This window comes from Clostridium sp. OM05-5BH, assembly GCF_003481505.1.
GTDB classification, from domain to species: Bacteria; Bacillota; Clostridia; order Lachnospirales; family Lachnospiraceae; genus Otoolea; species Otoolea fessa.
In genome coordinates, this window is sequence record NZ_QULJ01000005.1 from 104,890 (window position 1) to 127,353 (window position 22,464).

21 protein-coding genes and 1 other annotated feature are annotated in these 22,464 nt (G+C 49.9%); of the genes, 14 read left to right on the plus strand and 7 right to left on the minus strand.

Going from position 1 to position 22,464, the window contains the following annotated elements:
- The 4 genes from yedF to yqeB all read left to right on the plus strand — a co-directional run bounded on the left by yedF (position 1) and on the right by yqeB (position 2,931).
- A complete protein-coding gene (gene yedF, locus DXB70_RS08215; RefSeq protein ID WP_022359082.1) occupies positions 1-618 on the plus strand; it encodes a sulfurtransferase-like selenium metabolism protein YedF in 618 nt (205 codons plus the stop codon).
- Positions 615-1,754: an aminotransferase class V-fold PLP-dependent enzyme gene (locus DXB70_RS08220; protein WP_118468193.1), complete on the plus strand. Its 1,140-nt coding sequence runs from the start codon at positions 615-617 to the stop codon at positions 1,752-1,754. The genes yedF and DXB70_RS08220 overlap by 4 nt, the downstream gene beginning before the upstream one ends.
- 16 nt (positions 1,755-1,770) lie before the next feature.
- A complete protein-coding gene (locus DXB70_RS08225; RefSeq protein WP_118491640.1) occupies positions 1,771-2,001 on the plus strand; it encodes a DUF3343 domain-containing protein in 231 nt (76 codons plus the stop codon).
- 114 nt (positions 2,002-2,115) lie between these two features.
- Complete coding sequence (gene yqeB / locus DXB70_RS08230; protein ID WP_118673115.1) at positions 2,116-2,931, plus strand: selenium-dependent molybdenum cofactor biosynthesis protein YqeB; 816 nt, start codon at positions 2,116-2,118, stop codon at positions 2,929-2,931.
- 234 nt (positions 2,932-3,165) lie between these two features.
- On the opposite strand, the gene DXB70_RS08235 is transcribed toward yqeB, so the two are convergent.
- Positions 3,166-4,215 carry a transglutaminase domain-containing protein gene (locus DXB70_RS08235; RefSeq protein WP_118673116.1) on the minus strand — a complete coding sequence of 350 codons (1,050 nt, stop codon included), beginning with the start codon at positions 4,213-4,215 and terminating at the stop codon, positions 3,166-3,168.
- A gap of 29 nt (positions 4,216-4,244) precedes the next feature.
- On the minus strand, positions 4,245-4,514 hold the full coding sequence (locus tag DXB70_RS08240) for a hypothetical protein (protein WP_118673117.1): 270 nt from the start codon (positions 4,512-4,514) through the stop codon (positions 4,245-4,247).
- Positions 4,515-4,830: 316 nt separating this feature from the next.
- Here DXB70_RS08240 and DXB70_RS08245 point away from each other — a divergent pair, with 316 nt between their 5' ends.
- The 5 genes from DXB70_RS08245 to DXB70_RS08265 all read left to right on the plus strand — a co-directional run bounded on the left by DXB70_RS08245 (position 4,831) and on the right by DXB70_RS08265 (position 9,919).
- Positions 4,831-6,228: a sodium-dependent transporter gene (locus tag DXB70_RS08245; RefSeq protein WP_118673118.1), complete on the plus strand. Its 1,398-nt coding sequence runs from the start codon at positions 4,831-4,833 to the stop codon at positions 6,226-6,228.
- 445 nt (positions 6,229-6,673) lie between these two features.
- Positions 6,674-7,318 carry a hypothetical protein gene (locus DXB70_RS08250; protein ID WP_118673119.1) on the plus strand — a complete coding sequence of 215 codons (645 nt, stop codon included), beginning with the start codon at positions 6,674-6,676 and terminating at the stop codon, positions 7,316-7,318.
- Between the two features lie 73 nt (positions 7,319-7,391).
- The gene (locus tag DXB70_RS08255) at positions 7,392-8,180 is read left to right on the plus strand and encodes an ABC transporter permease (protein ID WP_118673152.1); all 789 of its coding nucleotides are present in this window, start codon (positions 7,392-7,394) and stop codon (positions 8,178-8,180) included.
- A complete protein-coding gene (locus tag DXB70_RS08260; protein WP_118673120.1) occupies positions 8,167-8,880 on the plus strand; it encodes an ATP-binding cassette domain-containing protein in 714 nt (237 codons plus the stop codon). The genes DXB70_RS08255 and DXB70_RS08260 overlap by 14 nt, the downstream gene beginning before the upstream one ends.
- 13 nt (positions 8,881-8,893) lie before the next feature.
- Positions 8,894-9,919, plus strand: coding sequence for an NrtA/SsuA/CpmA family ABC transporter substrate-binding protein (locus DXB70_RS08265; RefSeq protein WP_333489837.1), 1,026 nt, complete (start codon positions 8,894-8,896; stop codon positions 9,917-9,919).
- Between the two features lie 105 nt (positions 9,920-10,024).
- Here DXB70_RS08265 and thrH read toward each other — a convergent pair whose 3' ends face one another.
- Positions 10,025-10,627, minus strand: coding sequence for a bifunctional phosphoserine phosphatase/homoserine phosphotransferase ThrH (gene thrH / locus DXB70_RS08270; RefSeq protein ID WP_022359071.1), 603 nt, complete (start codon positions 10,625-10,627; stop codon positions 10,025-10,027).
- A 438-nt stretch (positions 10,628-11,065) separates the two neighbouring features.
- Positions 11,066-12,802 carry a carbon starvation CstA family protein gene (locus DXB70_RS08275; RefSeq protein ID WP_118673121.1) on the minus strand — a complete coding sequence of 579 codons (1,737 nt, stop codon included), beginning with the start codon at positions 12,800-12,802 and terminating at the stop codon, positions 11,066-11,068.
- A gap of 113 nt (positions 12,803-12,915) precedes the next feature.
- Positions 12,916-13,170, minus strand: a binding site (T-box leader).
- A 241-nt stretch (positions 13,171-13,411) separates the two neighbouring features.
- Here DXB70_RS08275 and DXB70_RS08280 point away from each other — a divergent pair.
- Positions 13,412-15,169, plus strand: a complete 1,758-nt coding sequence (locus DXB70_RS08280; RefSeq protein ID WP_118673122.1) for a SulP family inorganic anion transporter — start codon at positions 13,412-13,414, stop codon at positions 15,167-15,169.
- Between the two features lie 2 nt (positions 15,170-15,171).
- Positions 15,172-15,534 (plus strand): MGMT family protein, encoded by a 363-nt coding sequence (locus DXB70_RS08285; protein ID WP_022359068.1) that lies wholly within the window; start codon positions 15,172-15,174, stop codon positions 15,532-15,534.
- A 130-nt stretch (positions 15,535-15,664) separates the two neighbouring features.
- Here the strand turns inward: DXB70_RS08285 and DXB70_RS08290 are convergent, their stop codons facing one another.
- Positions 15,665-17,032 carry an NAD(P)/FAD-dependent oxidoreductase gene (locus tag DXB70_RS08290; RefSeq protein ID WP_118673123.1) on the minus strand — a complete coding sequence of 456 codons (1,368 nt, stop codon included), beginning with the start codon at positions 17,030-17,032 and terminating at the stop codon, positions 15,665-15,667.
- A gap of 165 nt (positions 17,033-17,197) precedes the next feature.
- Here DXB70_RS08290 and DXB70_RS08295 point away from each other — a divergent pair, with 165 nt between their 5' ends.
- Positions 17,198-17,515, plus strand: coding sequence for an EamA family transporter (locus DXB70_RS08295; RefSeq protein ID WP_182434524.1), 318 nt, complete (start codon positions 17,198-17,200; stop codon positions 17,513-17,515).
- A gap of 9 nt (positions 17,516-17,524) precedes the next feature.
- On the opposite strand, the gene DXB70_RS08300 is transcribed toward DXB70_RS08295, so the two are convergent.
- Entirely contained in the window at positions 17,525-19,471 is a 1,947-nt protein-coding gene (locus tag DXB70_RS08300; protein ID WP_118673124.1) for a DEAD/DEAH box helicase, read from the minus strand.
- A gap of 244 nt (positions 19,472-19,715) precedes the next feature.
- Here DXB70_RS08300 and DXB70_RS08305 point away from each other — a divergent pair, with 244 nt between their 5' ends.
- Positions 19,716-20,381, plus strand: a complete 666-nt coding sequence (locus DXB70_RS08305; RefSeq protein WP_181357208.1) for a Crp/Fnr family transcriptional regulator — start codon at positions 19,716-19,718, stop codon at positions 20,379-20,381.
- 68 nt (positions 20,382-20,449) lie between these two features.
- On the opposite strand, the gene DXB70_RS08310 is transcribed toward DXB70_RS08305, so the two are convergent.
- Positions 20,450-21,394 carry a LysR family transcriptional regulator gene (locus tag DXB70_RS08310; RefSeq protein WP_118673125.1) on the minus strand — a complete coding sequence of 315 codons (945 nt, stop codon included), beginning with the start codon at positions 21,392-21,394 and terminating at the stop codon, positions 20,450-20,452.
- A 383-nt stretch (positions 21,395-21,777) separates the two neighbouring features.
- Here DXB70_RS08310 and DXB70_RS08315 point away from each other — a divergent pair, with 383 nt between their 5' ends.
- The gene (locus DXB70_RS08315) at positions 21,778-22,455 is read left to right on the plus strand and encodes a F0F1 ATP synthase subunit A (protein WP_107000520.1); all 678 of its coding nucleotides are present in this window, start codon (positions 21,778-21,780) and stop codon (positions 22,453-22,455) included.
- The last annotated feature ends 9 nt before the right edge of the window (positions 22,456-22,464 follow it).

The window sequence follows — 22,464 nt, forward strand, 5'->3', positions numbered from 1 at the left end:
ATGAAGAAAGTAGATGCAAGAGGAGACGCATGCCCGATTCCGGTCGTAAAGGCAAAACACGCGATAGAGGAACTTTCGGGTGCCGGACAGGTGGAGGTGCTGGTGGATAATGAGATTGCAGTTCAGAATCTGACGAAAATGGCAGAGCAGAAGGGCTATCAGAGCAGTGCAAAGAAGCTGGCGGATCAGGAATATCAGGTTATCTTTACGGTGGGTGAACAGACAGAAGAGGAAAAAGCACAGGCAGGAGCCGGATGCGAAGCCTGTATTCCGGACAGCCGTACCGATACCGTGGTTGTGATTGCCAATGATAAGATGGGCGAGGGCAGTGAGGAACTTGGAAAGACGCTTTTGAAGGCATTTACATTTGCCCTGACCCAGCAGGACAACTTGCCGAAAACCATTCTTTTCTATAACGGCGGAGCCAGTCTGACCTGTGAAGGATCTCCGATGCTGGAGGATCTGAAGACACTGGAGGCAGAAGGTGTGGAGATCCTGACCTGCGGCACCTGCCTGAATTTCTATGGTCTGACCGAGAAGCTGGCAGTCGGCGGTGTAACCAACATGTATGTCATCGCTGAAAAAATGCTGGGCGCTGGAAATGTGGTAAAACCATGATTTATATGGACAATGCGGCGACTTCGCGTCAAAAGCCGCTGCAGGTGGAACAGGCAGTCCTTGAGGCGCTTCGCACCGCAGGAAATCCGGGGCGCGGCGCGCATGAGGCAACCTTACATGCTTCAAGACTGGTGTACGGGGCACGTGCGGCAGCAGCAGAATTGTTTGATGCGGAAGATGCGTCGCGGATTGCCTTTACGGCAAACGCAACGGAGGCGCTGAACATAGCCATTTCCGGGCTGATTCGTCCGGGCGATCACGTGATCACGACGGTCTGTGAGCATAATTCGGTGCTGCGCCCTCTTTATCGTCTGCGTGATCAGGGAGCGATGCTTAGTTTTGTGGGTGTGGATGCGCGTGGAAATCTAAAATATGAAGAGTTGGAAGCATGTCTGCGCCCAGAGACGCGTGCGGTGGTAATTACCGGCGCGTCCAACGTGACAGGAAATGTGACGGATCTTTCCTATATTTCTTCGTTTGTTAAACGGAATGGACTGCTTCTGATTGTGGATGCGTCGCAGACTGCAGGGGAAGAATTGTTTTCCGTGCAGAAGCTCGGAATCGACGTGCTCTGTTTTACCGGGCATAAGGCGCTTCTGGGACCACAGGGAACCGGCGGGCTGTATGTGAAGCCGGGACTTTCGGTGGAACCACTTCTGGTTGGCGGCAGCGGCATTCACAGTTATGATGAACACCATCCGAAGGAAATGCCAACGGCACTCGAAGCCGGGACGCTCAATGTCCATGGTCTGGCGGGGCTGGCAGCAGGCATCCGTTACCGGATGGATCAGGGGATCGAGAAATTGCAGAAACGGGAGCGGGATTTAACACGCCGTTTTTACGAACAGGTGAAGGAAATTCCGGGCATCATTGTGTATGGAGATCCGGCGGCAAAATGTCATGCGCCGATCGTCTCCCTCAACCTTGCCGGGGAAGATTCGGCACGTGTGGCGGATGCACTCTGGGAGGAATACGGCATCTGCGTCCGCGCGGGGGCACACTGTGCGCCGCTCATGCACCGGGCGCTTGGAACGGTCGGTCAGGGAGTGGTGCGGTTCAGTTTTTCGCATTTTAATACGGAAGAGGAGATTGAGAGGGCAGCAGAAGCAGTTCGGGCACTGGCAGAGGAAGCGTAGGGGAGAAATTGGTAGTATGAGAGAAAAACATCCATTTATCGTACTGTCCTTTCAGACAACTGTGGCGGCGATGGAATGGGAAAAACGATGTATGGAAACGGGCATTCCGGGACGTTTAATTCCACTTCCGAGGGAGATTTCTGCCGGCTGTGGTCTTGCGTGGCGGATGCGTCCGGAAGAGTGGGAGCAGTGGAGCGGACGGATAGACACTTCTGTTTATGATAAGGTGTCGTGTGTGTGGCAGTAAAAAGAATTACTCTAAAAGCAGAAAACACAATCAAAGGAATTATTTGAAGAAGAAGCTGCATAAACAGGTAATGGAAATAATAGTAACAAAAGTGAGATAGGAGAAGGCATCCTCATGAAACGAGATGATTTAATTATTGTGCGCGGCGGCGGTGACCTGGCAACTGGGACGATTCATCGGCTCTGGGCGGCAGGGCTTCGGGTGCTGGTGCTGGAGATTGAAAATCCGGCGGCGATCCGGCGACAGGTAGCTCTGTGTGAGGCGGTTTATACAAAAACAACTGAGGTCGAGGGGCTTCGTGCTGTCCGGATTGATCGATATGAGGAGGCAGAAGCGGTCTGGCAGGAAAATAGCGTGCCGATTTTGATTGATCCGAAAGGCGTGTCGATTGGAGCGTTGAAACCGGCTGTTGTGATCGATGCGATTCTGGCAAAGCGAAATCTTGGAACCCGCTGGGATATGGCACCGCTCACGATTGCACTTGGTCCGGGCTTTACGGCAGGTGAGGATGTGGATGTTGTGGTGGAGACAAAGCGCGGTCACCGGCTGGGGCGAATTATCCGCGAGGGTGCGGCAATCCCGAATACGGGGATTCCGGGCGTGATCGGTGGATACGGTGCAGAGCGGGTGATTCACGCGCAGGCAGCGGGTATTTTCAAAAATGTGCGTGTGATCGGTGATATCGTTGAAGCCGGGGACACGATCGCGGAGATTTGGCAGGAGGACGGAACGAAACTTCTGGTTCAGACACAGATCACGGGCATTCTGCGAGGTCTTTTGCGGGATGGTTATCGGGTGACGGAACATTTCAAGGTAGCAGATGTCGATCCGAGAAAAGAGGAACTTTCCAACTGTTTTCTGATCTCGGACAAGGCGAGATGTATCGCGGGAAGTGTACTGGAGTTGGTGTGTGCCCAGTTATGGAAGTAAAAGAGAGACTATAGCAATAGTTCCTTTGAGAAAAATTCTAAGAAATTTCATCCTAATCATTGACGTATAGCAAAAAAACAGCGTAAAATTTTCTGGATAAGCTCCTTTGGCAGGCAGATTTGATAAACATCAGGATCTGGTTTTGGAAGATGATCCCTATGATTGTTAGAATCTTCATGTCATAGGAAACTTCGTCCTATGACACAAAAATGCTCCGCGGAAAAGCACAGCGAACTATAAAGACGCTGTGCCTTCCGGGGTTTCTTCCCCTTCATTTGCTTCCTCCATGGTGACAATCGGCTGGATGGCCTCATCGGTGTAGCGGACGCGCAGAACTGCCTGGGGCCAGTTAAGCTTAATTAGGGCTGTTTTCTGGCGTTCGCTTCCGGCTTTTTCGATAAGATCCAGGAGTTCCCGTAAGACTTCTTTGGTCAGATAGCCGCCCCGCCAGTGGAAGGTAAGAGTTTTTCCTTTCTTGGCAGCCTGGAGAGAACGTTTGTATACATCCTCTTGTTTGGTAAAGGAGAGTTTCTTTTCTTTGTAGTAGAAATGATCGCTGTCCGTGCAGGCAGGCGCCGGGGCGATGAGCGGTTCGTGGTCGCGGAAGATCGCCTTGTCGTCGAGATTGAAGTAATCGTAGCGGATTTCCTCGCCGGTCTGGAGGCATTTGCCGAGACTGTTGTCGAAGGTAGCGTCCAGATGGTAGTACGTTTTCCCGATCTTGACGATGTTCCAGGTATGGCGGTATTTGATGCCCTTTTCAGGGTTATTGCCGCAGAGCGCGATCATGCACCAGATGCCGAGCGTATCACAAAGAATTTTGACCGATTTGGCGATGCCCTCGCAGACGCCGACGCCCTGTCCCAGAGGTCCGATAATCTCATGGGAGTAGGGCTTTTTTAATTTGTCATAGTGAACGTGTTCGCAGATAAAATCGTGGATATAGCGTTCTTTTTCCAGTTCAGTCAGCTTCATTGCTGGGCGGGCAAGTTTTTCGACGCGGGCGCTCATCGCTTTCTGATGTTCGCGGATCTTGCCCTTGTCAAAGAGGTATTCCGGTATCAGAATCAGGTTCGGGGAATCTGGGTAATACTTATATTTAAAGCCGGAAGCCCAGAAAATCTCCGGGTGATCGAGCCGCAGTTCAAAAAATACATTGCTTAAATCCTTTCCCTCCAGGCGCGGAATCTGAAATTCGTCGGAGAGATTGGTAAGTCCCTGCTGCATGGCGCGGTAGGCGGCTTGCTGGTTCTTGTTCATGTGATTATAGTAAAATGGTTCCATTTTGATATTCCTTTGTAACTCTTTATATTTTAGTGTGATTCAGCCGCTTTCTCAATCTGCCCGGATTCCGGGTCAAACCAGACGCGATCGCCCTCATTGATTCCGGCATCATAGAGTGCCTGATCCGCGGTGCGTATCGTGTATTCTGGATGCTCTGAGAGGTTTGCATTTTCAGTTGTGTCCAGCAGACGGACACAGACCATCGTTTCCTGTCCGTCCGGGCGTTCTTCACAGCCAAAATCGGCTTCGTATATTTCTAAAACCCGGCAAAGACGCGGGAAGGTTTGATTGTTGTTCATTGTGTATATGCCTCATTCCATGGGAAAATTTCTGTTTTTATCTTTTTAATTTTAGCAGAAGATGATAAGGCAGGCAAGTAGAGATGAAGGGGGGGGGGAAAATAAATTAAGTGCGAAGCCACGGCAAATTCCGTTACTGAGCATGATGCGTGAACAGTAACGATGGGGCGGCTGGGAAGAAAAGCGGGAGGGGGAGAAATTTGAGGAGAAAATTGCCGGCAGATACTTGTAATTCTAATAAAAACAGGTAGAATAGAAGCTGTCTATGTCCTCGGGAGACGGACATAAAAGTTACAATCACGGGGGTTATAAGTAAATGGCAAAAAAGAAAAACAGCTTCAGCGGTTCGCTGGGGTTTGTGCTGGCAGCAGCCGGAAGTGCCGTCGGTGTAGGAAATATCTGGCGTTTTCCGTATTTATGTGCGAAAGACGGAGGCGGACTGTTCCTGCTGGTGTATCTGGTGCTGGTGGCGACATTTGGATTTGTACTTCTGACGACGGATGTGGCGATCGGCAGAAGAACGAAGGAGAATGCGCTGCAGGCGTTTGGAACGCTGCATCCGAAGTGGAAGTTTGTCGGATACCTGACGTTTCTGGTTCCGATGCTGATTATGACCTATTATTCGGTCATCGGCGGCTGGATTACGAAGTATTTCTTTGAATATCTGACGACATCCGGCAGAGAGGTAGCGCAGGGTGGATATTTTACATCTTTTATCACCGCAAAGGAAGCACCGCTTATTTTTACCGGAATTTTTCTGGCACTGACGATCTGGGTTGTATACAGAGGCGTGGAGAAGGGAATCGAGAAGTTTTCCTGTTTCATCATGCCGGGGCTGATTCTGCTGGTCATCGGAATTGCGATTTTTTCACTGACACTTTCCTATACCGATGCGGATGGAACCGTCCGGACAGGACTGCAGGGATTTTTGGTGTATGTGCGCCCAGATTTTACGGGGCTGACTGTGAAAGGATTTTTAGAGGTACTGCTGGATGCGATGAGCCAGCTGTTCTTTTCACTGAGTGTGTCGATGGGAATTATGGTAACGTATGGTTCTTACGTTAAAGATGAGATTGATCTGAATAAAGCGACCAACCAGATTGAATTTTTTGATACAGGTGTGGCGCTTCTGTCCGGCATGATGATTATTCCGGCGGTCTTTGTATTTTTAGGACGCGACGGCATGGCGTCCGGTCCGAGTCTGACCTTTATTTCGCTTCCAAAGGTATTTCAGGCGATGGGCGGCGCCGGTCATATCGTGGGACTTGCATTTTTCCTGATGCTTGGCTTTGCGGCGCTGACATCCTGCGTTTCTGTCATGGAAACGCTGGTTGCCAACTGCATGGAAGTGTTTGGAAAGACGAGAAAACAGATGTGTGTGATGGTCGGAATCTATTCCCTGATCACGGCGGTTCTCATTTGTCTGGGCTACAATGTTCTGTATTTTGAGTTGAAGCTGCCGAACGGTTCCACCGGACAGCTGCTTGATGTGATGGATTATATCAGCAACAGCTTCCTTATGCCGATCATTTCCTTCTTAACCAGCATCCTGATTGGATGGGTGGTCGGACCGAAGTGGATCGTGGAAGAAGTCGAGAAAAATGGGGAACATTTTTCAAGAGCAGGTATGTACAGCTTCTTAATCCGGTATATTGTGCCGGCTGTCATGCTGGTTCTTTTCCTGGTATCGACCGGGTTTATTAATATGCTGTAATGAAAAATGGTTTTAGCCGATTTTCACGGAAAGTGCGAGAATTGGTTAAAACCTTTTTTATAGAAAAATGCGTCCCATTATTCTTCACGGTCATCCGACTCGATCTCATAGGTATATCCGGCATTTTCGATCGCCTGAATTGTATCCTTGATGCCCTGTCCGCCTGCTTTTTTTATAGGATTCAATAAAAACAGGAATCTGTTCGGAATAAAACCTATTAAAGGCATAGGAAAATAGGAACTATTAAAACTGATTTTATCATTTTTACCGGCTAGTGTCAACTTATAAAATTGTAAAAGTTTACAATCAAAACTGGACAATATATCGATTTTTTGCTATGATAAGCTAGTTAGAAAAAACTAACTTGCAGGGAACGTGAAAACGCAGTAAATTAGGTGCATAGGTGTGAAAGCTAGGCAGCCTGATTGGATAGAGTGGAGAAACAATGCAGTATTTGTGGATAAATCCGGTTTCTGCCGGGATGTGTGAGGAAGATTCGCTGAAGCGTTTTTTAGAACGGCATGGTCTGACGCGGGTCGAGTGCCGGGGCGATTGGGGACGGATCGTCCGGGAAAGATATGAAGCTAGTCTGCGGGTGGGCGTGACGCTTGCGGATGCGCGCTGTCCGGAGGCGGTTCGGCTGCTTGAAGAGATACAGAAGGAGCCGGAAAACGAATCTGGAATTGAAAACCTGAAAGTTGCCCCGATCGAGCCGATTTTACTTCACTGTGCGCGGGAATTAAGCACGCGTCCGGATCTGGCGGATGGGGAGAAGATCATCACGACGCCATGCCAGAGTCTTGCGGTGCTTGGAAATTCGCTGGGACTTGAGAATACGCGGTTTATCGCATGGAATCGTCTGGCGGGCGGTGAGGTGCGCGTCCGGGCGATCGAAGACAGCCCGATTCCGCCGGGGTATTTTGCGGGAATCTGCCGGAAAGATGGACAGGCGGCGAAGGTAGAGAGTGTCAGCAGTCCGAAGAAAATCCGGGCATATGTGGAGAGCGGAAGCTGGAAGCAGGCGGATCTGCTGGAACTTTTGTATTGTAAGGATGGATGCCATCACGGGGATGGCGTGCAGACAGAGTGAGAGAAAGTTGCGCTTCATGGAAAACGCTTGAAGAAGCGGAAAATGCATGAATTGCGGCAAAAGAATGGGAAGAATGAAAGAAACGAAGAAATTCAAGGATAATTGGCAGAAATACTTCGGTCCGGCGCTGGGAATCGGAGCGGTATTTCTGATCTGGTATTTGGTCTGCCGCATGGAGATGGTCAGTGCGTATGTGCTGCCGTCCCCGGCGCGGGTGTGGACGAGCTTTTTAAAAATGGTGAAAACCGGGGAACTGTGGCGGGATGTTTCAATCAGTTTCCTGCGTGTCATGAAGGGATTTGCGATTGCGTTCCTGTTTGCCTTTGTGCTGGGAACGTTCCGGGCGCTGTTTCCGGGCAGCAGCGTTTACTATGAGTATATTGTGCAGTTTTTCCGCAATGTCCCGCCGCTCAGCATGATTCCGCTGCTGATTCTCTGGTGCGGAATCGGAGAGACGACGAAGACGGTGATTATTGTGCTGGCGTCCTTTTTCCCGATGTACTTAAATATCGTGAAGGGATTTACCGGGTGCGATTCGAAACTTCTGGAAGTGGGCGATATGTTCGGCTACTCGAAGCGCCGCAAATTTTTCCGCATCATTCTGCCCTATGCGATGGCAGATATTCTGGTCGGAATGCGGATCGGGCTTGGCTATAGCTGGCGCGCCATTATCGGTGCGGAGATGGTGGCGGCGTCCACCGGGCTTGGACATATGATTTTATTTGCACAGCAGATGTCGCGGACCGACAAGGTGATCGTGGGGATTCTGGTGATCGGGGCAGTCGGATATGTGACGGACCGCCTGTTTGGATGGATGATAGGATTTGTGCTGAAAGGATCCGGGGAAAATGGCTGGAATTGAACTGATTGATATTCATAAAACATACCGGGTGGATAACCGGGAGATTCCCGTTTTAAACGGGATCAACCTGTTGCTTCCGGCGGGGAGAATCACCGTGATTCTGGGGCAGAGCGGATGCGGGAAAACGACGCTTCTGCGGCTGACCGGAGGACTGGAGACGGCGGACAGCGGAGAGATCTGCTGGGAGAGCGCCCACAAGACGGCATTTGTCTTTCAGGAACCGCGCCTCATGCCGTGGTTGACCGTCTGGGAAAATGTGGTGTTCGGGCTTTCAAAAAAGGAGACAGATCCGGGGAAAATAGAGGCGGTTATCCGCACGGTCGGATTATCTGGATTTGAAAAAGCATATCCGGCACAGCTCTCCGGCGGAATGCAGCAGCGGGCGGCGATCGCGCGGGCGCTGGCGTATGAGCCGACCTTTATCATGATGGATGAGCCGTTTGCCGCACTAGACTATTTTACAAGGGAACAGATGCAGAAAGAGCTTCTGCGCGTCCAGCAGGAGCGCAGTGCGAGCATTCTGTTTGTGACGCACAGCATCGATGAGGCACTGATTCTGGGAAGCCAGATTGCGGTCATTGAAAAGGGCATGGTCAAGGCGCTCTATGAGGTCAAGGCGCCGCAGGAAGAGAGGAATCTTTTGGAGGAGGAGATGATAACCCTGAAAAGGGATATTATAAATAATTTACATTTTATTTAGAGGAGGAACGATTATGATGAAACGATGGATGGCAATGGGAATGGCACTCTGCCTTACCGCAGCTTCCCTGGCAGGCTGCTCCGGTACAAAAGATGCGGCTGAGAGCACGCAGGCAGAGGCAGAAACCAGCGCAGAGGAGGCGGCAGCCGAGGAGGAGACAGCGAAAGAATCTGATCTGGATAAGCTGACCTTTACGTATGTAACTTCTCCGCTCAATGTGCCGACGATCATCGAGAAAAATCAGGGTATTTTTGAAAAAACATTTGGCGATATGGGGATTGAGGTTGATTATGCGGAGCTGACCTCCGGGGCAGATCAGACACAGGCGCTGGCTTCCGGCGATGTGCAGGTTTTGTATGCGGTTGGCGGAACTTCGGTGATTCTGTCTGCAGCAAATGGAGCGGATATCAAGGTATTAAATATGTACAGCCGTTCTCCGAAGGCATTCTGTATGTATTCTAAGGATGAGTCCCTGACGACGCCGGAAAGCCTGAGAGGAAAGACAATCGCAGGACCGACCGGAACCAACCTGCATGAGCTTCTCGTTTCCTATCTGGCAACGGCTGGCATGACGATCGACGATGTCAACTATGTCAATATGTCGATCCCGGATGCAAAAGCAGGTCTGGACGGCGGCAGTGTAGACGTGGCTCTGGTTGCTGGCGCAACTGCTTACAATGCAGGGAAGCAGGGTTACCACCTGGTAGCTGACGGCGAAGGCCTGATTAAGGCGATCATTGCAGTGGCAGTGACACAGAAATTCTATGACGAGCACCCGGAGATCATCGAGAAGCTGGAAGAAGCACAGACCGAGATTGCTGATTTCATGGAAGAAAAACCGGATGAGACGATGCAGATCGTAGCCGATGAGCTGGATCTGGACACCGATGCAGTCAAAAGCATGTACGATCTCTATGATTTCTCTACCGAGATCACAGATGATGACAAAGAAGGCTTCCAGAAGACCGCTGATTTCATGTATGAATCCGGCATGATCGACGAGGCATTTGATGTAAAACAGTTATTTATTGAAAAATAATCAGTGAACATTTGAGAGGATAAACGATTGAAAAGCAGCTCCCGGAGTGTGGATTCCGGGGGCTGCTTTTACGATTGCATATGCAATTATGAAAATACGGAATGTTTACGCTAATACCTTTTTAATCGCTTCTAACAGCTCATCATACGTCTCATAAGCCGGAATCTGCGGATATTCTGCCTTGATCTCCTCCGTCGTGCGGAAGAGGAAGCCCGCCTTGCTTGCCTCAATCATGGCGAGGTCGTTGTGGCTGTCGCCGCTGGCGATCGTCTCGAAGCCGCAGGACTGGAGTGCTTTGACGGTTGTATATTTGGATTTCTCACAGCGCATCTTAAAATCGGTAATCTCACCATTTTCGCTGACAACCAGAGAGTTGCAGAAGATGGTCGGATAGCCAAGTTTCTTCATCAGAGGTCCGGCAAACTGGGAGAAGGTATCGCTGATGATGATTACCTGAGTAATTTCTTTTAATTTGTCTAAAAACTCCCTTGCGCCCGGAAGCGGATCAATTTTAGAGATCGTTTCCTGAATTTCCTTGAGTCCCAGTCCGTGCTCGCGCAGGATGTTTAAACGGTAATTCATCAGTTTGTTATAATCCGGCTCATCGCGGGTGGTGCGTTTTAACTCCGGGATTCCGGTTTCTTCAGCAAATGCGATCCAGATTTCCGGTACTAATACACCTTCTAGATCTAAACATACAATATCCATGTTTCCTCCTGTCTGATACAACGCCTGTCAGCGCTGTGCTCGGTTGAAAAATTTGCTTCCTATTATAGACGAAATGCAGGGGAAATACCAGAGAAATTTGAGAAAAGATGAAAGAATAGAAAAAAGTGCGTTATTGTACACGGGTAGGCACTTTTGGAACCGAAAGTGCCGTAAGAAAACGTGGTGGCAGCAGGAATTTGCCGTATTTAAATGCGAAGCCACGGCAAATTCCGTTACTGGGCACGTATGCGTGAACAGTAACAAAAGTGCCAATTATTCGCAGTGAAAAAGATTCAGAAGTGAAGAGTTGGCATCATATAGTAGCAGAGTGGTTATCAATAGAATTAAAAAATACCAAAAAAGGGAGTCTCTTTTCGTGAGCGAGAGACTCCCTTTTTGGCACCTATAGTCGGGTTATAATTGATTTTGATGAAATCATTAGCAATGCGCCGGTTTATTCATTTCAGATCTTTTATCGTTTTCTGTCTTCGAAGCAGTCGATTTCGAAAACAGTACTTTACCGGAATGAACCACAATAATGACACCCAGAACCATCAGCAGAACCGCGATGATAAGCTGCAGTCCTTCTACCATAAAGACAGCGGTTCCGGCATTGTAAGCCTTTACCAGTGCGATGCAGCGCTCAACGAGTGCGGTGAAGGTAACGCACAGCATAACAACCAGTGGAACCAGCAGCGTGCGGTTTTCACGGCCGGTGACGCGTAAGAAGACGCACAGGGTGATGAGAACCAGGGCGCTTAACAGCTGGTTGGCGCTGCCAAACAGCGGCCAGATGTTGGAATAGCCAATCTGGGTTAAAATGTAGCCGCATACCAAGGTGATAACCGTTGCAAAATATTTGTTGCAGAGAAGCTTTCTCCATCCTTCGGCGTGTTCCATGTCATCGACACTGAACAGCTCCTGGAAGGACATACGTCCGATACGTGCAACGGAATCCAGGCTTGTCAGGGCAAGTGCGGAGACGCACATCGTCATAAAGCACTGGGCAGCGTAAACCGGGATGCCGAACATCTCCAGGAATCCGGCAACACCGGAGGAGAAGATAGCAAACGGAGTACCGGTTGCAGGCGTGCCATCAGCGGAAGCGGCAGCACCGGCAACGCACAGAGCCAGGACAGCCAGTAAACTTTCCAAAAGCATAGCGCCGAAGCCAACTTTCGGCATATCCTTTTCATTGGTGATTGCCTTGGAGGAAGTACCCGAGGAAACCAGGCTGTGGAAACCGGATACGGCGCCGCAGGCAACGGTTACAAACAAAATCGGGAACAGGTCACCGGATTTCTCATTGTGGAAACCAGTGTAAGGCGCCAGGTTCATTGCCGGATGTGCGACAAGCAGTCCAACGACGGCACCGATAATCATACCGGCAAACATAAAGGTTGTCATCAGGTCACGCGGTTCCATCAAAAGCCACATAGGAAGAACGGCTGCGAGGAAAATGTAAGCGAATACCATGTAGGACCAGTTCGCCTTGGTGGTAATGAGCGGGCAGTTCATGCCGATGACGAAAGCAGCTACCGTGCAGACAAGTCCGAGCAAGGTCTGTTTCCAGCCATGGAACTGAGCCTTTTTCTGAATCAGTCCAAATACAACGGCAAAGGCAATGAACAGAAGGGAAATGCTTCCGGCTGCGCCGTTGACAGTTGCGGCGGCGGATAAGCTGGTCACGCCGTCTATCGTCTCATATGCATTGAATGTACCAGCAACCATGTCGGCAAAAGCGGCGGTTACAATTAAAGTAAAGAGCCAGCAGAACAGAAGGAACAGCTTTTTACCGGTTTTGCCGATGTACTGTTCAATCAGAAGTCCCATCGATTTGCCTTCATTTTTAACGCTGGCGTACAGGGCACCAAAATCGGTAACAGCGCCGAAGAAGATGCCGCCGAGGATGATCCAGAGAAAGACCGGAACCCATCCAAAGACAGCCGCCTGAATAGCACCGGTGACAGGACCGGCACCGGCGATGGATGAAAACTGGTGGGCAAATACAACCCAGCCATCGGTCGGAACATAGTCCTGACCATCTTCTTTTGTGACGGCCGGTGTTTTGGCGTTTGGATCAATGCCCCATTTATGGGCGAGCCATCTGCCGTAGAGCAGATAACCAGCCGCCAGACAACAGGATGCGATAACTACGATAACTAATGTGTTCATAAAGATACCTCCATTCCCATAGGTCAAATGGTTTTTAGTGTCCCGGCAGTTTGCCGGAGTTTCGGGAGCGGGGAAACAAAAAAGCCTCCGTCCTCCTGAAACTTTTAAAAGTTCAAGAAGACGGAGGCATAAGCATCCGCGGTACCACTTCTTTTACCGGCTGTAAAGCCGATCTCTCAGCCATATCCATCATTCTGAATATGTTCCTCTTTAACGGTAGGAATCCGGACCGGACTACTGGTATCCTGCATGCGTTTGTCTGATCAGCTCACAGGGGATAATTTCCATCGGCGTTACTGTCTTTCATCGCCCGGCAGCTCTCTGAAAACGTGGAGAATTGGAAATCGTGTCCTGCTCAATGCTTTTTACAAGTACGAATTATAGACTTTTTTAAAGGAAAGTCAATCGAAAAAATAGCCGGAAGTTTGTGACAGAAATTTTACAAATCCGTCATTTTGACAAAAAAATCACAACTAAGAAATCTGTGTTAAAATTTCGAAAAAACTGGACACCCCCTTATTTTGCGGTATAATAGGTAATTGTCGGTTCTTTTTAGGGCTAGCAATTACTTTTTATTTAAATTGGGAAGAAAAAGGGAGAGTTTGAGGTATGGAAAAAATACGTCCAATGTTGTTTACAACATTGAAGAAGTATTCCGGCGCACAGCTGATGTCAGATGTGGTAGCGGGTATCATCGTAGCGATCATCGCGCTGCCGCTTTCGATCGCTCTGGCGCTGGCTTCGGGAGTAGGTCCGGAACAGGGTATCTACACGGCGATTGCAGCCGGATTTGTGATCTCATTTTTAGGCGGCAGCCAGGTACAGATTGCAGGTCCAACGGCGGCATTTGCAACGATCGTGGCAGGTATCGTGGCGAAGAGCGGCGTGGAAGGACTGGCAGTTGCGACGATCATGGCAGGTATTATCCTAGTTATCATGGGATTCTGCCATTTTGGTTCACTGATTAAGTTTATTCCGTTTACAATCACGACCGGCTTTACCTCTGGTATCGCGGTGACGATCGTCATCGGTCAGTTGAAGGATTTCTTTGGCGTAACCTATCCGGCAGGCATGGAGACGATCGAGACGATGCAGAAGCTGAAAGCGTTCGCAGCCGGATTCGGAAGTGTCAACCTGCACGCGATCATCGTCGGCGTGGTGTGTCTGGCGATTCTGATCGTGATGCCGATGATCACGGAGAAAATTCCGGGATCGCTGGTAGCGGTTATCGCAGGTATTTTAATGGTAAAATTCCTGCCGCTGCATGTGAATACGATCGGCGACCTTTACACGGTCAGCAACAAGCTTCCGGCGTTCCGTCTGCCGGTGTTTAGCTACGATGAGATTCAGGGTTCCCTGTCGGATGCGTTTACGATTGCAGTTCTGGCGGCGATTGAGTCTCTGCTTTCCTGCGTGGTAGCGGACGGCATGATCGGCGGAAAACACCGTTCCAACACGGAGCTGGTGGCACAGGGCGCGGGTAATATTATTTCCGCCCTGTTTGGCGGTATTCCGGCGACGGGCGCGATCGCGCGTACCGCAGCCAATGTCAAAAATGGCGGCCGTACCCCGGTTGCAGGCATGGTTCATGCGGTTGTCCTGCTTCTGATTCTGGTAGTTCTGATGCCGTGTGCAAGCTGGATCCCGATGCCGACCATCGCGGCAATCTTGTTTATGGTTGCCTACAATATGTGTCAGTGGAGAACCTTCGTCCGTCTGACCAAGACGGCTCCGAAGAGTGATATTGCGGTTCTGGTGATGACCTTCTTCTTAACCGTTATCTTCGATCTGGTTGTAGCGATCGAGATCGGTATGCTGTTATCCTGCCTGCTGTTTATGAAGCGGATGAGCGATGAGACGGGCGTCAGAAGCTGGCTTTATGTCGAAGAAGTAGAGGAGCAGAAGCGCAAAGAGCAGGAAGTAAGAAAAGCGAAAAAAGCCGGAAAAGAGCTTTCAGTGGAAGAGGCACAGCTCTTAGCGGCAGCTGCAGAAGATGAAGAAGCAGCCATGAAAGAACAGGCACGTTTGCGGGAGATTCCGAGAGAACTGGCTGTTTATGAGATTACGGGACCGCTGTTCTTCGGTGCAGCAGACCGCATCAACCAGATTGAAACCCGCGAGGAGACGAAATGCCTGGTTCTTCGTATGCGTGCCGTTCCGGCGGTTGACAGTACAGCGATGAATTCGATGGTTGCCCTCTATGAGCGCTGCCAGAAGAACGGCGTTACATTGATTTTGTCCCATGTCAACGAGCAGCCGATGCACGTGATGGAGAAGGCAGGATTTGTGGATATGATCGGACGCGCTCATTTCTGCCCGAATATCGAGGCAGCACTTGATCATGCGGACGAGGTGCTGGGGAAATAATTATGGACATCTATCGGAGAATGGAAGAAGTATTTAGGCGCATTCCGGACGGCTGCGTGACGACTTACGGTCAGGTCGCGCTCCTGTGCGGTGCGCCGCGCCATTCCCGCCAGGTGGGATATGCACTCCGCACCAACCGCCTGGGCGATGTCCCGGCATTCAGGGTGATTAATTCCAAGGGCTTTCTAAGCGGCGCGGCGGCATTCGACTATCCGGGACAGCAGAAAAAACTGCTGGAACAGGATGGAATACGGGTGGACTCCACCGAGGACGGCGACCGCGTCGATTTGAAACAATATGGATGGAAACCTTCGATGGACGAGGCAGAAGAATTGTATGCGTTGTTTCGGAAGTTGGGGATCTGAGTGGGAATCAAGGAAAATGCATCTGAATGAGATGTTGGTAAGCGAAAGAAGTGAAATGAGATGGATAAGATGGCAGACGATAGGGGCTGCATCTTATCCATTTTTAATAGACATTTCTGACCGTTTATTATTAAATTGCCTCCGCGATTTGCCGTGCCACATAGACACCGCTGGCAGATGCATGGGAAAGGGAATGGGTAATACCGCTGCCGTCACCGATGACGTAGAGTCCATCATGACAGGTCATCAGGTTGTGATCCACTTCCACCTCCATGTTGTAGAATTTTACCTCCACTCCATAGAGAAGAGTGTCATCATTCGCCGTACCCGGTGCCACCTTATCCAGGGCATAAATCATCTCGATAATACCGTCCAGAATCCGTTTTGGGAGAACCAGGCTCAGATCACCGGCAGCCGCATTGAGGGTTGGAACCGTAAAAGATTCATTGATTCGCTGCTGCGTGCTTCTTTTTCCGCGGATCAGGTCTCCAAAACGCTGCACAATTACGCCACCGCCCAGCATGTTGCTGAGTTTTGCAATACTCTCTCCATATTCATTGGAATTCTTGAAGGGCTCTGAAAAATGTTTCGCTACCAGAAGGGCAAAGTTCGTGTTATGGGTCTGCTTTGCAGGATCCTCGTAGCTGTGACCATTTACCGTTACGATGCCGTTGGTATTCTCATTTACCACAGCTCCCTTGGGATTCATACAGAAGGTGCGCACGTAATCCTCGTATTTTTCCGTACGATACACGATCTTGCTCTCATAGAGTTCATCTGTAAGATCCGAAAAGATCTCAGCCGGCAGTTCAACCCGGACACCCAGATCCACACGGTTGGAATTCGTATGGATATCCAGGTCCTTGCATACCTTCTGCATCCACTTACTGCCGCTTCGGCCGGCGGAAATGATACATTTCGTACCCTCAAAGGTTGTATCATCGCTGTAAACCTTGTAACCCTTCTCCGTTTTCTCCACGGTTTCGATGGCACAGTCAAAATAGAAATCCACCTTATTCTTCAGATGATCATAGAGGTGCTCCAGAACAATATAATTAATATCCGTACCCAGATGGCGGACCGAAGCATCCAGAAGATGCAGACCGTGCTGCATACAGGTTTTCTTGAATTTTGTTCCCGCAGTGGAATACAGCTTCGTGCCCTCCCCGCCAAAACGGAGATTGATTCCATCCACATATTCCATCAGTTCAATGGCTGTCTTTTTTCCGATATACTCATAGAGAGTGCCGCCGAAATCATTGGTAATGTTGTATTTTCCATCAGAAAATGCACCGGCTCCGCCGAATCCACTCATGATGGAGCAGCATTTGCAGTGAATACAGGACTTGATTTTATCACCATCAATGGGACATTTACGGTGCTCCAGCGGATGTCCTGCCTCAAAAACAGCGATCTTTAAATCCGGTTTACGTTCCATCAGCTCATAGGCAGAAAAGATACCGCCGGGACCGGCGCCGATAATTAACACATCATACATATTGAAATTCTCCTTGTTTTCCTAAAATTTGATTCCCTCTTTCTGTATTATAGCATAAATTCGAAAAAATAGGCAGCGCGTCATGCGCTGCCCCGAAACAGTATCCCCCATGTCGTCATGGCATCTTCCGTTATCATATCATCACCTCAGAATAAAGCTTTTTTTATGGCTGTAACCATCAGCCTGATTCCCTTTGTAAAATTACCGGAGGTGTTTTCGAGCCTGATGACCTCTCCGGCGCTTCTTGGCAAAGGGCTGGCGCTGGGACTTGTATCTACCTTTTTTCCGTTTGTAAGCTACACACTGGGACTCCGCCAGATGGAGGCAGGAAAAGCCTCGGTTCTGGCGTTTGCTGAGCCGATGGTGGCAGCTGTGGCTGGGATTGTGGTATTTGGAGAAATGCTGCGGGTTGAAAATGTGCTGGGCATTCTTTTGATTTTTACGGCATTGGTGGTGTTGAACAGCCGGAACGTAAAACGGTAAAATCAGGGGCTAAGCGATAATGGAACTGTGACGAAAACACGGATCACAAATCTTAAACGGATATCCAACCGGCAGCATCCGTCCGCAGCGCTGGCAGCGGGCGATGTAGCTTTTTTTGCCCTTGGACAAATACTGCATGATCGTGCCTTCAGTGCGGCTGCGTTCTTGTTCGAGCCAGTCCTCGTCGATGATCTTGTCAAAACGGTGGGAGAACTGGTAGTAGAGGTCGAGCTTGCGGTAATATGTTTCGTATTTCTGCAGCCCCAGCTTGGAGCCGGCGCCTTTGTCCGGGTGTTTCAGGCGCTTGTCCGCCGGGTAATCCTTGCAGTAGCGCAGCCATTGCAGGACAACCTGATGATCCTTGATATCGATCGGACAGCTGATCATGCGGTAGAGAATCCGTTTGTCATCGAATCCGTAGATATCGTCTCTGTAGCGTTCTGCCTGCGCATAAAGGCTTAAAATCTCATCGACGCTGACCTTTTCAAACGGAGGCGTCGGCTCAACGGATTTCCAGACTTTGATGATAACGTCCAGCGGCTCGTCCAGATCGAGGAGAATCTGTGGGAAACCGAGGCTGACTTTTTCGATTGGTTCTTCCTCCTGAGTAAGCTGTTCCCGGATATAATCAAGGGATTCCTGCCCCATCGCGTTGACGTAGCCGGTGTCAAAGAGTCCGAAGCGTCCGGCGCGCCCGGCGATCTGCTTGACCTCCGGTACAGTCAGACCGCGCCGGGTGGTACCGTCAAATTTCTGGGTCTGGACGAATACGATACGCCGGACAGGCAGGTTGAGTCCCATGCCGATCGCGTCGGTGGCGACGACCACCTTGGTTTTGCCGCTGGTAAAAAGCTGCATCTGGCGGCGGCGGATCTCCGGCGGCAGGCTTCCGTATATAACACTTGCCTTGATACCTTCTTCTTCCAGACGGCCCGCCACATCCAGCACAGATTTTTTGGAAAATACGACGAGTGCATCGCCGGGAAGAACACTTTCCGGGAAGGAAAATGGCGTGTCCTCACAGATGAGCGCAGTTTTGCGCTGATACCGGCAGATGGCAAGGCTGTCGCCGCACAGATGGATCAGGTGTGTGACAGCAGATTCAGCGGCGGGACTCATGCAGACATGGATTTCGTGAGCTTTCAGCCCCAGAATCGCCTTTGTCCAGCAATGCCCGCGGTCTGGATCGGCGGTCAGCTGTGCCTCATCAATCACGGCAATATCGTATTCCTCCGAGAAATCTGCCATCTCGATCGTCGAAGCTGTGATCCGGCTGTCATCGTCGGCGATACACTCCTGACCGGTCAGCATGGTGCTGGGAACGCCGCAGTCGTGCATTTTTTCATATACCTCAAGCGCCAGAAGGCGCAGCGGACCGAGGTAAGTGCCCTTTTTCGCTGTTTTTAAGCGTTCCAGCGCGTGAAATGTTTTGCCGCTGTTGGTCGGTCCGATGTGGAGAATGAAACGGCGGTTCATCGCCATAGTCTCCGGAAATTCCAGCTCTGGGCGGGATGGGACGAGATCCATGATTTTATACTGGATGACGTAGCGCTTATAGATCTGGTAAAGCTCCAGAAGTGTCTGCGTGCAGAGCTGACCATCCAATTCTGTTTCCAGATAATTCAGAAAATCCACGGAAATATCATCGCGCTGGGCGGGCAGAAACATTGCCTCATCCAGGCGGATGAGTTGTGGCAGCAGGCTGGTTTCAATGAGCTTTGTGACAGCATCGTTGTGCGAACGGTACGCAAAATAAGACAGATTTTTGATCTGGCGGTGCCATTCCTCCAGCGAGAGGCTGGTGACCTGTGTCGGTTTGGTGCGTTTCAGTGTTTTAAACAGCCGGTTGGTCCGCTCGCTCAGATCGCGGGGGCGGGAACTGGTCTTTCTTTTTTTCTTGCTTGCCGCCTGATACTGGCGGATATATGTCTGAAGAAGCTGGTTTGGCTCGATCATTTGAAAGTCTCCTCTTTATGTAAATATCTTGTCCGATAAATCTTCTGGTTTAAAGCTTCATTTGATATAGGAATGTTTCTATTATCGCAGAAGTTGCATGGATGTGCAAGAACGGGAAATCAGATTGCAGAAAAATATAAAAATATTTGATATAATAAGAACACTTAGTTAAAACAGAAAGGTCAACATCTATATGGCATCAAACTATAAAACGGGCGCCAGCCTGAATTTAACTCCTTTCGAAATGCAGCTTCTAAGCCGCAGCCCCCTGTTTCGAGGCGCGGGCGAATCCGGAATCGGGGAGATGCTGTCCTGTCTGGGGGCGGAGGAACGCAGTTATGAAAAAGAAGAAATGATTTATCGCGCGGGGAATACGGTCACATCTCTGGGTGTGGTGATGCACGGAAGTGTGATGATTGTCAACGATGATCTGTGGGGCAACCGCAGCATTCTAGACCGGGTAGAACCGGGACAGATTTTTGCGGAGACATATGCGTGCGTGCCGGGGGAAAAGCTGCTGGTCGATGTGTTTGCAGCGGAGGTGACGGAAGTGCTGTTTTTAAATGTTGGAAAAATGCTGTCGCAGTGTCCCAATTCTTGCGGACATCACACGCAGCTTATCCGCAACCTGCTTGCAATCTCGGCGCAGAAAAACTTGCAGCTGTCCCGCCGAATCTTCAATACATCGTCGAAATCCATCCGGGGACGGCTTTTGTCATACCTCTCCGATCAGGCGGTAAAAAATGAGAGCGAGAGATTTGATATCCCATTCAATCGCCAGCAGCTCGCCGACTATCTGGGCGTGGACCGGTCGGCGCTGTCGGCAGAGCTGGGGAAAATGCAGCGGGAAGGGCTTCTGGAATTTAGAAAAAATCACTTTCATTTATATGAAGAGGTTAGAAGCTTGTAGATTACAAACAAAAATACCCTGTCAGGAGCATTAAAATCCGACCGACAGGGTATTTTTAGTGAAAATCCCTATGGGTGTAACAAGACCGGCTGTCCATTCCCTATACTTTCCTGCACCGGCTGTTTCAGCATATCCAGAAATGCCTGTGCCGCCGGCGTCAGCGGGCGCATCGGGTTTTGCAGGACGAGGATCTGGCGCTTCGGGATAGTAATATTTAGGTGAAGCTGGAACACGCGGTAGTTGAGCAGGTAGTTCCGGGCAAATTCCGAGGGAACAAAGCCGATTCCCAGATTGTGGGAGACGGTCGGGGCGATCAGGTCGTTGGAAGAAACTTCGATGCTCGGGTGCAGATCCAGCCCCTGTTCCTCAAAGAGATTGTCCCAAAAAAGCCGCGTCGTCGTGCCGGACTCCATGCTGACAAGTGGGTGCATACAGAGCTCTTCAAGGGAGAGTGTGCGGTTCTGCAGCTCGGAAAAACGGTTTCCGGCGATGACGATGTCCTGGAACTCGGAAACCGGCATCACGTGAACCAGATCCAGCTCCTTCATGATCTCGTGGATCGGAGAAATGATGACGGCAAAGTCATTTTCCCCGGCCTTTAAGGAAGAAGCAGTGATCGGCGCAGAGTTGGAATGAATCTGCACGGTCACATTCGGAAAACGCTGCTGGAATTGTTCAATATAAGGAAGCAGAAAGAAGCGCATTGTCAGCTCGCTCGCACCGATCGAAACCTTGCCGCTCTGACTGTTCGTGTATTCTTTTAAAAGCTCTTCTGCTCGTCCCATCTGCTGGCAGGGACGGTTGATCTGGCGGAACAGGATCCGCCCTTCATCGGTCAGGGTCACGCCTTTTTGGGAGCGGTTGAAAAGTTTGCACTGAAGCATATCTTCTAAATTATGAATGTATTTTGTTACGGTTGGCTGCGTGAGGCAGAGATTCAAAGCCGCCTGGGTAATATTCTGGCATCGAGCCACCTCATAGAAAACCTTGTAGTAGTCGAAACTGATGTCCATGTATGTAGTTGAAATCCTTTCTGTATGTCGGACTGTTTCTGCCTGATTGAAACAGTGTTTATCTGATTTTATATCTGTACGTGTATTTACCAAATATAGTCACACTTTATCGTATTTTTCCAGAAATGTCCAGCCACAATAACGATTACCAATAATTATCACCATTCATTTTATCTATGGATATAGGAAAAAAATATAATTTTACCATTTGTATTTCCGGGAGTAAGATCGGGAACAGACGGGAAGAATGTGGAGACACAGGCGAAAACGTTACTGGGCACGTATGCGTGAACAGTAACTAGAACACGTGGCGGCATCGGGAAATGAAAGAAAAATAACCGGGGCAGCCGCGGGAGAACAACCCGGAGAGAGGAAGTGACAGTATGGGAGATCTGGGTGCGACCCTGATCAAGGAATTGAACTGTGAGACAGCCTTTACAATTGGCGGGATCGGCATATCAGAATCCGTTGTGGTTACATGGATCATGATGGCAGTGGTGCTCGTGGTTTCACTGATTGTGACGCACGGTCTGAAAGTTGAACATCCCGGACGCGGACAGCTCCTTCTGGAGAACGCTGTTACGTGGTTGCAGGGCATCGGCGAGGGAATCCTCGGAGAGGAAGGAAAAGGCTATGCGCCGTATCTGACATCCGTGCTGATGTATCTGGGCGTGGCGAACCTGCTTGGTATACTGGGATTCAAGCCGCCAACCAAGGATTTGAACGTCACGGCAGCACTGGCGCTGATGAGTATTGTGCTGATTGAGACAGCAGGGATTCGGGTCAAAGGTTTAAAAGGATGGTTAAAGAGCTTTACAGAGCCGATCGCCATCGTGACACCGATCAATATCATGGAGGTATTTATCAAACCGTTGTCGCTGTGTATGCGACTGTTCGGAAACGTGCTGGGCGCGTTCGTCATCATGAAATTGATTGAATACATCCTTCCGGTAGGGCTTCCGGTATTGTTCAGCGCTTACTTTGATATCTTTGACGGTCTGATTCAGGCGTATGTATTTGTCTTTCTGACAGGGCTTTTTATCAAGGAATCAATCGAGTAATAGAAGAGA